Annotated in this window: 16 protein-coding genes; 14 read left to right on the forward strand and 2 right to left on the reverse strand. The window is 59.1% G+C overall.

The features are described from left to right. Positions 1-21 precede the first annotated feature (21 nt). Positions 22-1236: a glycosyltransferase gene (locus E0486_RS07215; RefSeq protein WP_131851480.1), complete on the forward strand. Its 1215-nt coding sequence runs from the start codon at positions 22-24 to the stop codon at positions 1234-1236. Further along, positions 1237-2337: a glycosyltransferase family 4 protein gene (locus E0486_RS07220; protein ID WP_131851481.1), complete on the forward strand. Its 1101-nt coding sequence runs from the start codon at positions 1237-1239 to the stop codon at positions 2335-2337. It begins immediately after the preceding gene. On the opposite strand, the gene E0486_RS07225 is transcribed toward E0486_RS07220, so the two are convergent. Beyond that, positions 2279-3679 (reverse strand): hypothetical protein, encoded by a 1401-nt coding sequence (locus tag E0486_RS07225; RefSeq protein WP_131851482.1) that lies wholly within the window; start codon positions 3677-3679, stop codon positions 2279-2281. The two genes, E0486_RS07220 and E0486_RS07225, sit on opposite strands and share 59 nt — an antisense overlap. Before the next feature lie 100 nt (positions 3680-3779). On the opposite strand from E0486_RS07225, the gene E0486_RS07230 reads away from it, so the two are divergent. From E0486_RS07230 to E0486_RS07275, 10 genes are all read left to right on the forward strand, one after another. Next, a complete protein-coding gene (locus tag E0486_RS07230; protein WP_131851483.1) occupies positions 3780-4988 on the forward strand; it encodes a glycosyltransferase family 4 protein in 1209 nt (402 codons plus the stop codon). Positions 4989-5065: 77 nt separating this feature from the next. After that, positions 5066-5917 carry a hypothetical protein gene (locus tag E0486_RS07235; RefSeq protein ID WP_131851484.1) on the forward strand — a complete coding sequence of 284 codons (852 nt, stop codon included), beginning with the start codon at positions 5066-5068 and terminating at the stop codon, positions 5915-5917. Between the two features lie 17 nt (positions 5918-5934). After that, positions 5935-6669 (forward strand): tyrosine-protein phosphatase, encoded by a 735-nt coding sequence (locus E0486_RS07240; protein WP_131851485.1) that lies wholly within the window; start codon positions 5935-5937, stop codon positions 6667-6669. A 43-nt stretch (positions 6670-6712) separates the two neighbouring features. Next, a complete protein-coding gene (locus E0486_RS07245) occupies positions 6713-7588 on the forward strand; it encodes a MerR family transcriptional regulator (protein ID WP_131851486.1) in 876 nt (291 codons plus the stop codon). Positions 7589-7700: 112 nt separating this feature from the next. Then, entirely contained in the window at positions 7701-8186 is a 486-nt protein-coding gene (locus E0486_RS07250) for an RNA polymerase sigma factor (RefSeq protein ID WP_131851487.1), read from the forward strand. Next, positions 8183-9664, forward strand: a complete 1482-nt coding sequence (locus tag E0486_RS07255) for a phytoene desaturase family protein (RefSeq protein WP_131851488.1) — start codon at positions 8183-8185, stop codon at positions 9662-9664. Before E0486_RS07250 ends, E0486_RS07255 begins: the two co-directional genes overlap by 4 nt. Next, on the forward strand, positions 9661-10503 hold the full coding sequence (locus tag E0486_RS07260; RefSeq protein ID WP_131851489.1) for a phytoene/squalene synthase family protein: 843 nt from the start codon (positions 9661-9663) through the stop codon (positions 10501-10503). The genes E0486_RS07255 and E0486_RS07260 overlap by 4 nt, the downstream gene beginning before the upstream one ends. After that, complete coding sequence (gene idi, locus E0486_RS07265) at positions 10500-11039, forward strand: isopentenyl-diphosphate Delta-isomerase (RefSeq protein WP_243697398.1); 540 nt, start codon at positions 10500-10502, stop codon at positions 11037-11039. Before E0486_RS07260 ends, idi begins: the two co-directional genes overlap by 4 nt. Next, positions 11036-11536 (forward strand): sterol desaturase family protein, encoded by a 501-nt coding sequence (locus E0486_RS07270; protein ID WP_131851490.1) that lies wholly within the window; start codon positions 11036-11038, stop codon positions 11534-11536. Before idi ends, E0486_RS07270 begins: the two co-directional genes overlap by 4 nt. Before the next feature lie 105 nt (positions 11537-11641). After that, a complete protein-coding gene (locus E0486_RS07275; protein ID WP_131851491.1) occupies positions 11642-12829 on the forward strand; it encodes a lycopene cyclase family protein in 1188 nt (395 codons plus the stop codon). Between the two features lie 29 nt (positions 12830-12858). On the opposite strand, the gene trxA is transcribed toward E0486_RS07275, so the two are convergent. Then, a complete protein-coding gene (gene trxA, locus E0486_RS07280; protein WP_131851492.1) occupies positions 12859-13155 on the reverse strand; it encodes a thioredoxin in 297 nt (98 codons plus the stop codon). Positions 13156-13354: 199 nt separating this feature from the next. Between trxA and E0486_RS07285 the strand changes: the two genes are divergently transcribed. Together E0486_RS07285 and E0486_RS07290 are read left to right on the forward strand one after the other, a co-directional pair. Beyond that, positions 13355-13603: a hypothetical protein gene (locus tag E0486_RS07285; protein WP_131851493.1), complete on the forward strand. Its 249-nt coding sequence runs from the start codon at positions 13355-13357 to the stop codon at positions 13601-13603. A gap of 50 nt (positions 13604-13653) precedes the next feature. Then, on the forward strand, positions 13654-14010 hold the full coding sequence (locus tag E0486_RS07290; RefSeq protein ID WP_207906215.1) for a hypothetical protein: 357 nt from the start codon (positions 13654-13656) through the stop codon (positions 14008-14010). The last annotated feature ends 129 nt before the right edge of the window (positions 14011-14139 follow it).

The raw sequence follows: 14139 nt of genomic DNA on the forward strand, positions 1-14139 counted from the left end.
CAAACTACAAACTCATTTCTCTTGTCTGATAAAACTGTATTGTACCTCTCTTACGACGGCCTGAGCGATCATATCGGGCAGTCGCAAGTGTTGCCGTATATCGTTTCCTGCGCTGAGCGGGGTGTGAAATTTCACCTGCTGACGTTCGAGAAGTCGGCCAACGCGGCCAAGGTGCAGAAGATCCAGCAGCTGCTCGACCAGCACGGGATCGTGTGGCACCGCCTTGAGTTTACCACCGGCCGCAGTATCCGCTACAAGGTGCGCGACTTCCGCCGCTTTGTGTCGAAGGCCTTCGCCATTACGCGGCAGCATCGCTTCGCCGTCATACACAGCCGCTCCTACATCGCCTCCTGCGTAGGCTACCTTGTGAGCCGCCGCTTCCGGGTGAAGCAGATCTTCGACAAGCGCGACTTCTGGATCGATGCCGTCGTGGAAACGGGTCGCCTGCAAACTTCGGGATTGCCGCACGGACCTGTGTACCGCGGCCTGCGCTGGTTCGAGCGCAACCTTTTTGAAAAGTCCGCGCACATCGTGTCGCTGACGCACCGCGCCAAAGACATCGTGCTGCAGAAATACCCCTCGCGTAAGGCGGAAGACATCACCGTCATTCCCTGCTGCGTGGACCTCGGCCTCTTTGACCCGGCTACCATCCCGCCCGCCGAAACCGAAGCGCTCCGCGCGAAGCTCGGCCTGAGTGGCGCCACGGTATTCGGCTACGTCGGCTCCATCGGTGTGGCCTATATGGTGCCCGAGCTGCTCGAGTGCTTCAAGGCCATCAAGGGGAAGGTGCCCAATGCCAAGCTGTTCTTCATGGTCAACAACGACCGCGAGGAAGTGCTGAAGGTGGCCGAGAGCGCCGGCATCGCCCGCGAAGACGTGGTCGTGACATCGGTAGCGCGCGCTGAAATGCCGCTGCACATCTCCACGCTCGACTACGGCCTCTTTTTCATCATGCCTTCGTTTGCCAAGAAAGCGACGTCCCCCACGAAGCAATACGAAATGCTGGCAATGGGAAAGACCCTCATTACCAACGAGGGCGTTGGCGACGCCGAAAAGGTGTTTGCCGAACTGCAATGCGGCTACCTGCTGCCGCAGACGAACGCCGCCGAATACGAGCGCGCCGCCGAATGGGTGGCGCAGCAAACGCCGCAGCCGCGTCGCTACGACCTTTCGAATTACTCGCTGGCCTTCGGCGCCGAGAACTATTTCCAGGTTTACCAGAAACTTCTTTCCTAAATGAGCACCCCCACCAAGAAGCGCATTCTCTTTATCAATCCTTACCCGCACGACAAGGCGCCGAGCCAGCGCCTCAAGTACGAGCAGTACTATCCGCACATGCGGGCAGCGGGTTACGAGATCGAATATTCCTCTTTCTACGACGACGAGATATGGAAGGTGCTGTACAAGCCCGGACACATCTTCGCCAAGGCCGCCGGCTTCGCGCGCGGCTACGCCCGTCGCATCAAGGACCTGTTCCGCCTGCGGCACTACGACATCGTGTACATCCACCTTTGGGTAACGCCCATCCGCCCGGCCTTCTTTGAATGGCTCTACGGACGCGTGGCCAAACGCATCATCTACGACATCGACGACCTCGTGTTCCTGAAAGAGGCGAAGCACATCGCCTGGTGGCGCGGCATGCTCAAGAGCCGCAAGAAGCCGGTGCACCTGATGAAGAAGGCCAGGCACGTGATCACCTGCACGCCTTTCCTTGACGAATTCACCCGCCAGTACAACCAGAACACTACTGATATTTCTTCCACCATCGATACCGATGCGTACCAGCCGGTAAACAATTACCAGAACGACCATCGCCTCGTGCTCGGGTGGAGCGGATCGCACAGCACGGTGACCTACCTGAAGCTGTACAGCGATATGCTGCAGGAGCTGGCCAAAACGCACGACTTCAAATTGCTGGTGATGGGCTCTGCCGACTTCAGCATCGAAGGGGTGGATTACGAAGCCGTGGCCTGGACCGCCGAGCGCGAGATCCCTACGCTGCAGCGCTTCGACATCGGCCTCTACCCGCTGCCGCTCGACGACCAGTGGGTGATGGGAAAGAGCGGCCTGAAAGCCTTACAGTACATGTCGCTGGGCATCCCGACGGTGGCCACCGGCATCGGTGCCAACTACCGCGTTATCGAAGACGGTGTGTCGGGCTACCTCGTTAAATCGAAGGAAGAGTGGATCGAAAAGCTGAAGCTCCTCCTGGACAACCCCGAAAAGCGCCGCCGTATCGGCAGCGCCGCCCACGACCGCGTGGAGGCATTGTACAGCATCAAGACGAATGCACCGGTATATCTTCAGATTCTTGATCGTGTAGTGCACGAAGCTTAGCCGCGTCCCGCTCGCGGGCCTCGGCCACCTTCACTTGGTAGAGATACACGAGGAAGAGGAAATAGAAGGGAAGACAGGGGATTTTGTAGCGCACCAACGTACCGAAGTTCGCCGCGGCGATGCCGGTCATGAACGCGAAGAGGCCGGTGAACATCACGCAGAACTGGAGCACCGGCGTGCGCGCGATGATCTTAAACGTACTGCCGAGGCCGCCCTTGAAGAAGAGCATCACCGTGAAATAAAGCACGAGCATACTCTCGATCGAAGAGAAGAAAATAAAGATCTTGGCATACTCCCATGGGTAGGGCCGGAACAGCGTCAGGTTGATCCCCACGGGGATTGCCGCCAGGATACCAAGCGGCGAGGAAAAGTCTACATTCAGATCGTAGGCCGAGCCAGCCGAGCCACCGTACATCGTGATGTTGTTGTAGGTATTGGCAGCCGTGTCGAGCGCGTTCTCCACCGAATAGCGGCCGAGCAGTTCGTCGGCGTTCCTGAGAAACACCAGGATGGCGGCACCGGCGATGACGAAGATAAATGGTGTGGCCAGCACGCGGACGGCGTCGTTGCGGATCCGGTCCTTGTAGGAGTTGAAGATGAACAGCAGGAAGAACGGCACGAAGGCCGCGAAGATGTACACCTTTACGCTGATGATGAGGTACGCCGCCAGCGCAAAGCCGGCAATGTTCTGGAGCACTTTCCGCGGGCGCACAAAGGCATAATACCCCGTGATAAACAGCCAGCACATCGAGCTGAAGGTCACCGTGTCTTTAAAGATCGAGGAGTCCCACACCAGTACGGATGGAATGAAGATGGTGCAGAAGGCCGCCAGCTGCGTTCGGATGCCGAACTCGCGCTGGATGAACACAAAGAAGTTCCACAGGGCGATGTAGGCGAAGAAGCAGAAGATCAACGACAGCGGCAGGAACATGTGGAAGGCACCGTAGTTGAACAGGGCGCCGATCTTGGCCACGAAGAACGATTCGTTGGCAAAGAGAAAGTAGTTGGACATGTTCAGTCCGTCGAGGTTCGTATTGTTGAAGTCGCCGATGCTGTTGAAGAATACCCGGAACACCTCGCCCGGGTGGCGGCTGAAGTAGGTGTTGAGCACGTTCGCCCCCTCGAAGTACCAGCGTCCGTCGTAAGCGCCGCGGTAATAGTGTTCGTAGATCAGGCCGATGGCGATGCCCCCGATGAACTTGAGCACCATCCCGCGGGTGAAATATTTTTTGAGCTCCGGCTCGTGGCGGTGCTTTCGGTGAAAGTAAGTGAGCAGCAGGCCCCCCAGGATCATGAGATAGATCGGTAAGGCCACATAGTCGTACCAGAAGATAAAATACATATTAACCCGCGTGCGTTCAGTAAGTGGGTAAAGGTAGGAAGCCCGGGCGGAACCACGCCCCCGGCCCACTTTATAATTTCTTTAAAACCGTTTTTTCGTAATGCCCCGAGTCCTTTGTGTGCTGAACCGCCTGATCATCGGCGGCCCCTCGATCATCGCCGCTTACCTGACCCACTATGCCCGTCCCGAGTTTGAAACCCTCATGGTCATCGGGGGCAAGGACGACCATGAGCAGGACGCCAACTTCATCACCGACCAGTTTGGCATCCAGCCGGTGGTGGTGCCGGAGATGCGCCGCGCCATCAAGTTTCGCGACGACCGCGCCGCTTACCGCCGCATCAAGGAGATCATCCGCGACTTCAAGCCCGACATCGTGCACACCCACGCCGCCAAAAGCGGCGCCCTCGGTCGCCTCGCCGCCTTCGCCACGAAGGTGCCGGTTACGATCCACACCTTCCACGGACACGTTTTTCACAGCTACTTTTCGCCTCTGAAAACACAGGCGTTCATCCGCGCCGAGCGCTTCCTGGCCGCCCGCTCCTCGGGCATCATCGCCATCTCGGAACTGCAAAAAGAGGAGCTCGCCGGCGAGTTCCGCATCTGCGCGCCCGAAAAGATCCGCGTCATTCCCCTCGGCCTCGACCTGGCGCCCTTTCGCGAGGGGCAGGCCGAAAAGCGCGCCGCCTTCCGCGGCCGATATGGCGTGGAAGACGACGAGATCGTGATCGGCCTCATCGGCCGCATCGTGCCGGTAAAGAACCACGCGCTCTTCCTGGCCATGGCCGAAGAACTCGCCCGCAACACGGGCCGCCGCCTCCGCTTCTTCCTCATCGGAGATGGCGACGAGCGCCCCCTCGTGGAAGCCGAATGCCGCACCCGTGGGCTCGATTATACCTATTACCCCGAATCGCCGCGCCGCGCGCTGGTAACCTGCACTTCGTGGCAGACCAGGATGGACGAGGTGTACGCCGCCATGGACATCGTGGCCCTGACCTCGCACAACGAAGGCACACCGGTGTCGCTCATTGAGGCGCAGGCCGCCGGAAAGCCGGTGCTGGCTACCAACGTGGGGGGCGTGGCCGACACGATGGCCGATGGCCGAACGGGCTTCCTTGTGCCCGCGGGTGGCGCCAAAGAGGGCGCTGAGCGCCTGCTGCGCTTGGTGGAGGACGAAGCGCTGCGCGCATCCATGGGCGCCGCCGGCCGCGCTTTCGCGGAGGAAAAGTTCTCGGTGCAGAAGATGGTACAGGAAACGACAGCCTATTACCATGAGCTGCTCGAGGGCGCAAGGATGGGGCGCAAAGGGTAAGCTCAGCCATTTCTAATGGCCCTCTAATGGATAACATATAGCGGAAAGGCGCTATCTTTGGCATCTTACTCCAACTCGTGAAGAAAAAATCCATCCATAAGTGGTTCGTTTCGCTATTGCTCTTCACGTCGCTGTTGCTGCTCACGCTCAACCTCATTCCCTACCAGATCGATTATTATAAGGACAAAGGCCATCCCGGCGAGAAGTTCGACCGCGCCCTCGTGCGCGAGATCCGCTCCGTGGACGACCTGCTTGATCATACCGACGCAGTTGCCCGCGACAAGGGCATCGGCCAGGGTACGCTCGACTATACGCTGCTGCTGCTCAACGTGGTGGAAAACCGCTTCATGCACGGCTATTGCTGCTACCGCCTGTCGCAAAACTGGATCGCGTCCTTCAGTGGCGTGGTGCTGCGCGACTATGCCGCTATTGTGCTTCCCGACGACATCCTCAAATTCCCCAACGCCGCCTGCTCCCAGCAGAGCATCGTGATGATGGAAGCCCTCCGCCGCAAAGGCTTCGACGTCCGCAAGATCCTGTTCCCCACCCATTTCGCCTTCGAGGCCCGTGTCAATGGGAAGTGGTACTTCCTCGACCCCGATGTGGAGCCCAACCTGACGGCTGCCAACGCTTCCGACGTGGCTTCGATCGCCAACAGCCCGACGCTGAATGGCATCTACGCCGGCGTAACCGATGAGGTATTGCTCCACGAATATTTCGACAACTACCGCGTGGGTGCCATCAACGAGCCGCCGGCTAAAAACGCCGCACTTTTTCACCGCGTGACCTACTGGCTGTCGAAGCTGGCTTTCCTGTTCCCCCTCGTTCTCGTGTACCGCCTCAACCGCCGCCGCAGCGCGCTCCGCCAGGCAGTTACGCCGGTGGTCAGCTTCCGGGCTAAAACCCGCCCGGAGCGAGTGCTTCCCTAAAGGCGTACTTTCGTCCCATGTTCTTCTGGAAAAAACGCAAGCCGGCAGCCGCTGACCTTTCCTGGCTGGTGGCCGACATGCACTCCCACCTGGTGCCCGGCATCGACGACGGCGCCCCCGACGTGGAAACGAGCCTCGTGCTCATTGAAGGGCTCCAGCGCCTCGGCTACCGGAAGCTTTACACCACCCCGCATATCCTGTCGGATATGTATCCCAATACCCCCGAAACGATCGGCGCCGGCCTGGCGACCCTCCAGAGCGCGCTCCGCGAAGCCGGCAACGACGTGCCCCTTTCGGCCGCGGCCGAATATTTCGTGGATGCCCATTTTGCCGCCATGGTGAAAGAGCAGCAGCCGCTGCTCCGCCTCCGCGACAACCTCATCCTCGTGGAAGCTTCCACCTTTTCGGCACCCCTGGAATTCAAGGAGGTGCTCTTTGAACTGCAGCTCCAGAATTACCAGCCCATCATCGCCCACCCCGAGCGGTATACCTACCTGAAGCAGGATCCAGGCTACCTCGACGACCTGCGCTACAACGGTTGCTTTTTCCAGCTCAACCTGATGTCGCTTGCCGGCCACTACGGTGCCCTGAGTAAGGAGCTGGCGGAAAACCTCATCCGCAAAGGCTTTTACGACTTTGTGGGCACCGACATCCACCACGTGCAGCACCTGCCCGTGCTGGAGCGCGCGGCCGCCTCGCCGCTGCTGCAAAAGCTCCGCGACAGCGGACGTCTTCAAAACGATCGACTCTAGGCAATCCAAACTTTTCCCTGATTCGTTTGTATTAGTGCTGACTATGGGATTTACCATTAAAGAACTGGAGACGCTGACGGGGATCAAGGCCCATACCATCCGGATCTGGGAACAGCGGTACCGTTTCCTGAAGCCTTCGCGCACGTCTACCAACATCCGCACCTACAACAACGAGGAGCTTAAGACGCTGCTCACCGTGGCCCTGCTGAACAAGTATGGTTATAAGATCTCCCGCATCGATGGCATGGACGCCGACCAGCGGCACCGCGAGGTGCTGCAACTCGAATTCGACGAAGCCCGCGAAGAACACCTTGTCAACGAGCTTATCGGTTGCATGGTAGACCTGGAGGCCGCGGGTTTTGAGCGCCACCTCGACAGCTACCTGCAGCGACATGGACTCGAGCGCACCATTACCGGGCTCGTATTTCGCTTCCTGGAAAAGACCGGCATCCTGTGGCAAACGGGCCGAGTAAACCCGGCGCACGAGCATGTGGTCTCCAATATCATCCGCCAGAAGGTGATCTGCGGCATCGAGGCGTTGCCCCGTATGACCGGCGGCGGGCCCCTGTTGCTGCTGCTGTTGCCCGAGGGCGAGCACCACGAGCTGGGGCTGCTCTACGTAAGCTACCTGCTCCGCGCGCGGGGCCACCACGTTCTTTACATCGGCGCCAATACGCCGCTGCGCGACGCCCTGTACGTAGTCAACCTGAAGAAGCCCGAATACATCTATATGCACCTGACGGCCGTGCACCACCGGCCCCAGTTTACCCGTTTCCTGCAGGGCCTTTGCGCCGGCGCTCCCGCGTCGAAAGTGCTGCTGTCGGGCTACGTGGCGCTCGACGCCCCGCGGGCGGCGGCCGAAAACCTGGTGCTGCTCCAATCCCTTTCCGGCGTCCATACGTATATCTCGCAGCTCTGAGACTACCGCATCTCCGATCCATTTTGTTTAAGAAAAAATATAATAAATTAAACAAAAGGAATTCTTGCGGCCTGTTTTTTGTTTAGTTTTGGAGTAGTAAAAATTAAACACGATGGGAATACAGGAGTTCAATACCCTGGTGGTACACAGTGCCGAAGGCCTCCGCCCCTTCGCCATCACCCTCACCCGCGACCGGGAGGCGGCCCGCGATCTTTGCCAGGAGACCGTGTGTAAAGCCCTTACGCACCGCGACAAGTACCAGCCCGGTACCAACATCAAGGCGTGGCTCAGCACCATTATGCGCAACATCTTCATCAACGACTATCGCCGCGACGAGCGCAAGCGATTGGTATTCGATGCGGTGCAATATGCCGCCCGAAACGGCAGCCCCACCGCCTTTGCCGACAGTGGCATCCGCCTCCAGGAAATTAATCGGGCGCTTTACGGTTTGCCCGCTATATTTAAACAAGCGTGTCTCCTGTATCTGCAGGGCTACAAATACCAGGAGATCGCCGATGCGCTCAACGAGCCGTTGGGCACCATCAAGAGCCGCATTCACTTTGCCCGTAAAATGCTCCAAAAACGTCTGGACCGATGAAGCGAACCGTATTGGTGATCGGGGCCGGCTTCGCCGGGTTGTCGGCAGCCGCCTTTATGGCGCGGGCCGGATGGTCGGTGACGGTGATCGACAAAAATGAAACCGCCGGCGGCCGCGCGCGGCGCCTGCAGGAAGCGGGGTTTACCTTCGACATGGGTCCTTCGTGGTACTGGATGCCCGACGTGTTCGAGCGCTTCTTCGCGCAGTTCGGCAAAAAGGTATCCGACTACTACCAGCTTACCCGCCTCGACCCCTCGTACCGTGTGTACTGGAACGACGGCCATACCGACATCCCTGCCGACTACGAGGCCTTTCGCGCCCTGTTTGAACAGTTGGAACCCGGAAGCGGCACCCGCCTCGATAAGTACCTCAAAGAGGCTGCCCATAAATACAGCATCGGGATGCAGCGCCTCGTGTACAAGCCCGGGCGTTCGCTCACCGAATTCCTTGACTGGGACGTAGTGCGCAACGTGCTGCGCCTCGACGTTTTCACCTCCATCAAAAAACACATTGCGCGTCATTTCAAGAACGAGCGCCTCCGCCAGCTGATGGAGTTCCCGGTGCTTTTTCTCGGAGCCTTGCCCGAAAACACACCGGCCCTGTACAGCCTGATGAACTGGGCCGACATCCGCGGCGGCACGTGGTACCCCGAGGGCGGCATGTGGAGCATCGTGGCCGCTATGCAATCGCTCTGCGAAGAGCTCGGTGTGCAGTTTCGTCTTGGCGAGGAGGCCCGCGAGATCGTCGTGCACAACCGCACGGCCACCGAAGTGCGCACCGACAAGGGCACGCATCGCTTCGATGCAGTGATCAGTGGCGCCGACTACCATTTCACCGAAACGCAATTGCTGCCGCCCGAGCACCGTACTTATACGGAAGCCTACTGGCAGCGCCGCGTGCTGGCGCCTTCCTGCCTGATGTATTACGTGGGGCTCAACAAGCGGGTGGACAACCTGCCGCACCACGCCCTCTTCTTCGACGTGCCTTTCGACCGTCATGCCCGCGAGATATACACCGACCCGCAATGGCCCGCTGAGCCGCTGTTTTACGTGTCGGCAGCTTCCAAAACCGATCCACACGCGGCACCGGAAGGCTGCGAGAACCTCGTGTTTCTCATCCCGGTGGCCGCCGGCCTCACGGCCGACACCGAAGAGATCCGCGAGCGCTACTTCAACGGGCTCATGCAGCGCCTCGAACGCCACTGCGGCCAACCGCTCCGTGATGCCATCATCTACAAAAAGTCGTTCTCGGTGAGCGACTTCGAGCGCGACTACCATTCCTTCAAAGGAAATGCCTACGGGCTTGCCAATACCCTGATGCAAACTGCCATCTTCCGACCCTCCTGCCGAAGCAAAAAAGTCCCGAATCTCTTTTACACCGGCCAGTTCACCGTGCCGGGGCCGGGCGTACCGCCCAGCCTCATCAGCGGTGAGGTGGTTGCAACGCAAGTGGTTAAACAGTTTAACGGAATGTCATGACAGAAGCCCTTTTCCATAAAACGAGCAGCGAATGCAGCCGGGTGCTGACGCTGAATTACAGCACGTCTTTTTCATCGGCGATCCGCCTCCTGCACAACGACCTCCGCGGGCCGATCTTTCACATTTATGGCTTCGTGCGCCTTGCCGACGAGATCGTGGACACTTTCCACGGCCGCGACAAAGTGGCCCTGCTGGAGCAATGCCGCGCCGAAACCTTCGACGCTATTGCCCGCGGCATCTCGCTCAACCCGATCCTCAACTCGTTTCAGAAGACCGTCAACGAATACGGCATCGACCACGACCTCATCGAAGCCTTCTTCCGCAGCATGGCCTCCGACCTTACCGAGCAGGCCTACGACCGGCAGGGATACGAGGAGTATATCTACGGGTCGGCCGAAGTGGTAGGCCTTATGTGCCTGTATGTGTTCTGCGGTGGCGACCGCAAGCAGTATGAAGGATTGCGTGACGCCGCCCGCGCGCTGGGGGCAGCCTTTCAGAAGGTGAATTTCCTGCGCGACATCCAGGCCGACTACCAGGTGCTGTCGCGGATGTACTTCCCCGGCTGCGACTTCCACAACTTCAGCGCCCGCGACAAGGCCGGGATCGAGACCGATATCGAGGCCGACTTCCGCGCTGCCTACGAAGGCATCCTCCGGCTGCCGATGAAAGCCCGCTTCGGAGTGTACGTGGCGTACAAATATTACTACTCGCTTTTTCGCAAGATCAAGGACACGGCGCCAGCCCATATCCTGCAAAAGCGCATCCGCATTCCCAACTATTACAAGGCGTACATTGTGCTGCGGGCCACGGTCAAAAACCGCCTGCGCCTGATCGGATGATGGAACCGCAAGTAGTTTTGGTTAACGAGCGGGACGAGCCGCAGGGCACGACCGGAAAAATGGAAGCGCACCAGCGCGGGTTGCTGCACCGCGCCCTCAGCGTGTTCCTGTTTGATCGCGAAGGACGCATGTTGCTGCAGCAGCGGGCCGCGGGCAAGTACCACGGCGCCGGCCTCTGGAGCAATACCTGCTGCAGCCACCCCGCCCCCGGCGAAGCGCCCGAAGCCGCCGCCCGCCGCCGCCTCCGCGAAGAGCTTGGCATCGAGGCAGACCTGCGGCCGGCTTTTGCCTTTACCTACCGCGCCGAGGTGGAGAACGACCTCATCGAGCACGAATACGACCACGTGTTTACGGGTCAGTACGAGGGTACTTTTGTGCTGAACCCCGACGAAGTGGCTGCCGTGCGCTACCTCGGCCGGGCCGAACTGGAACGCGAATTGAGCGAGCAGCCGGAACGGTATACACAATGGTTCCGGATGATCTACGGAAGGGTTCACGATTTGTGGGAAAAACGATTTGAAGGAGAACACCTATGACCGCAATCTATTTTATCGCTGTATGGCTGGCCACTTTCGTGGCGATGGAAGGCATCACCTGGCTCACGCACCGCTTCGTGATGCACGGCTTCCTCTGGTACCTCCACCGGGATCACCACCAGGTGGAGCCGGGCTTTTTTGAGAAGAACGACCTCTTCTTCGTCATCTTCGCGGTGCCGAGCATGCTGCTCATCGGCTTCGGGGTGCACGACGGCGTGTGGTGGCAGGCGGCCATCGGCTTCGGCATCATGGCCTACGGCGCCGCCTACTTCGTTGTACACGACGTGATCATTCACCAGCGCTTCAAGTGGTTCAGCCGCAGCAACAGCACCTACGTGCGCGCCATCCGCTGGGCCCACAAAATGCACCACAAGCACCTCGGCAAAGAGCACGGCGAAAGCTTCGGCATGCTGCTCGTGCATAAAAAATACTGGGAAAAAGTGCGCCGCGACAAGCGGTTGATGAAAGCCCAGAAAGTGGGGTACGCGCCAGAATAAGTTTGTAGTTTGGGGTTTGTAGTTGGCGGACGCTCGACATCCTTCGCCATCCATCTTTATTTGAAGCTAACCCCCAAGCTCTATACTTCAAACTCCAAACATCCCATGCAGGCTACCGCGCTTCCTGATGCACGTTTCGAATACGAATACCTCTTCGCAGGAAGTGGTTGCGCCGGCTTGAGCCTGCTCCATCATATGATCGGAGCGGGTTTGGTGGAAGGCAAACGCATCCTGCTGGTGGACGCCGACGAGAAAAAGGCCAACGACCGCACCTGGTGCTTCTGGGAAGTGGGGCCGGGGCCTTTCGAAGCCATCGTGCACCGCCGCTGGCCGCTGCTCGACTTTTACGGACCCCGTTTTGAACGCGCCCTCGACATCGCGCCTTATGAATATAAGCTCATTCGCGGAGCGGACTTTTACCGGCACTGCCGCGAAGCTGCCGCGCGCTTTCCGAACATCGAATTCCGGCAGGCCCGCATCGATTCGGTTTTTTCATCGGAGGAAGAAGGCGCCGGCATCCGCGTCGGCGGCGAAACGATTCGTGCGCAGCATGTCTTTAGCAGCCTTTATGAGAAACCGGCGCCGAAGCCCGGTACCCATTGGCTGCTGCAGCATTTCAAGGGGCGCCTGATTGAAACGGCCGCGCCCGCCTTCCGCCCGGGCCGCGCCACGCTGATGGACTTCCGGGTAAACCAGGCGGCGGGCACCAGCTTCGTGTACGTGCTTCCCTTCAGCGAGCGGCAGGCGCTGGTGGAGTACACGCTGTTTACCGAATCCTTGCTTGCTCCGGCGGCCTACGATGCCGCGCTGGACGATTACATCGGGCGCTTCCTGGAGTTGTCGGGCTACACGGTTCTGGAAGAAGAATTCGGCGTGATCCCGATGACGAACCACCGCTTCCCACAGCGGCAGCACCACGTGGTTTACCTGGGTACCGCCGGCGGCCGTACGAAGGGCTCCAGCGGCTACACGTTCCGCAATATTCAAAAGCACAGTGCCGCCATCGTGGAGAGCCTGAGGCGCCACGGCCATCCCTATGCTGTGCCGCCGCCGTCGCGGCGCCACCATTTTTACGATGCGGTATTGCTGGAGATCCTGGCGAAGCGCAGTCTCGAGGGCGCCGACGTGTTCACCGACTTGTTCCGGAAGAACGACCCGCGGCGGGTGCTGCGTTTTTTGGACAATGAAAGCAGTCTTGCGGAAGAGCTGGGGATCATCAGTACGCTTCCCACGCTGCCCTTTGCACGGGCGGCTTTGCGGCAATTGATCCACCCGGCAGCAGCACCGGGATAGGGGTGAACGAAGGGGGCGGCCGGGTCGGGCTACTCGAAGCGCTCGATCACCTGGGCCAGGGCGGGCGCCGGCACCACGCCTGACTGCCGCCATTTGACCTGCCCGTTGCGAAACAGCAACAGGGTGGGCACGCTCTGGATGCCGTAGTATTCGGCGGCCTGGCGGTTCCGGTCGATGTCGATCTTGACGATCGTCACCCGGTCGCCCAGTTGGCTCTTGGTCTCCTGGAGAATGGGCGCCATTGTCTTGCAGGGGCCGCACCAGTCGGCGTAAAAGTCTACCAGTACGGGCTTTTCGGAGTTGATCAGTTCCTGGAAGGAGGCCATAACAAAGATTTTACCCCTTAGCCTCTTCCATAATCATACCAGCGGACCCCGAAATCCACAGCTCCCGTATTTCTACGGGAGGAGGATGCTCTGGAGGGCCGTGAAAACCGCGTGAAACGGGAGGGTATGATAATTGCAGGACGAAGGTGTGCGGTTGCCGGCACCCCGGAACCGCTGATTGCTCACCAACCTACGGCTTATGCAATTCACAGAGTTCAAGCTGCTTTCGCTGCCCGTGCAGGCTCATATCGTCTGCGAACGGGGCGTGCTCCTTTGCGAACGTCGGGAAGAACCTTACCTGATCGCGCTCTATAGTGTGGAAGCGTTTTATGTGGAGGTCTATTACCGGCTGCCGGGCGAGGAGATTGAAAAATTCCGCTCTTTCCACAACCCCGAGCTCCTGGAGCCCTACCTGGGCGCTATCCATTTCGAGGAACTGGTTGCCTGACGCGTCCGCGGCACCAAATTGGTATAGGTTCGGTTGTAAAAAAGGAATCTATGGAACCGCAAGACAACAGCATGGACATGCAGGCTAACGACCGGAATACGGAAATGACGGACATGGCGCCGCTCCTCAACAAATTGACCCTCGACGGCTACGCCGACCAGTTCCGCGTAGAAAAGGGCAAGCTCGTCAGTATGGACGATAAGAAATCGTTCAAACCCAAAGACATCAAAGCCGTCAACTTTTACCGCTTCGAGGGCATCTCCGACCCCGAGGATATGTCGATCATCTATGCCATCGAAACCCACGATGGCCATAAAGGCACCCTCACCGATGCCTATGGACGCTATGCCGACGAAGAAGTAGGCAAGTTCATGCAGGAAGTAGAGGTGAAGAAGCAAGTGAATTAAATACGTGAAACGTCAATCCGCGATGTGCGGTTATAGAGAACGTTCCGCCCTTGGTGCGGAACGTTCTTTTGTTGGTAGCTATACGCCCTTCCCTTTCGCCGACGGCCGAAGCCTTTGGCGAAGGACGTG

Origin of the sequence: Flaviaesturariibacter aridisoli (genome assembly GCF_004343705.1) — a bacterium.
GTDB lineage: Bacteria > Bacteroidota > Bacteroidia > Chitinophagales > Chitinophagaceae > Flavisolibacter > Flavisolibacter aridisoli.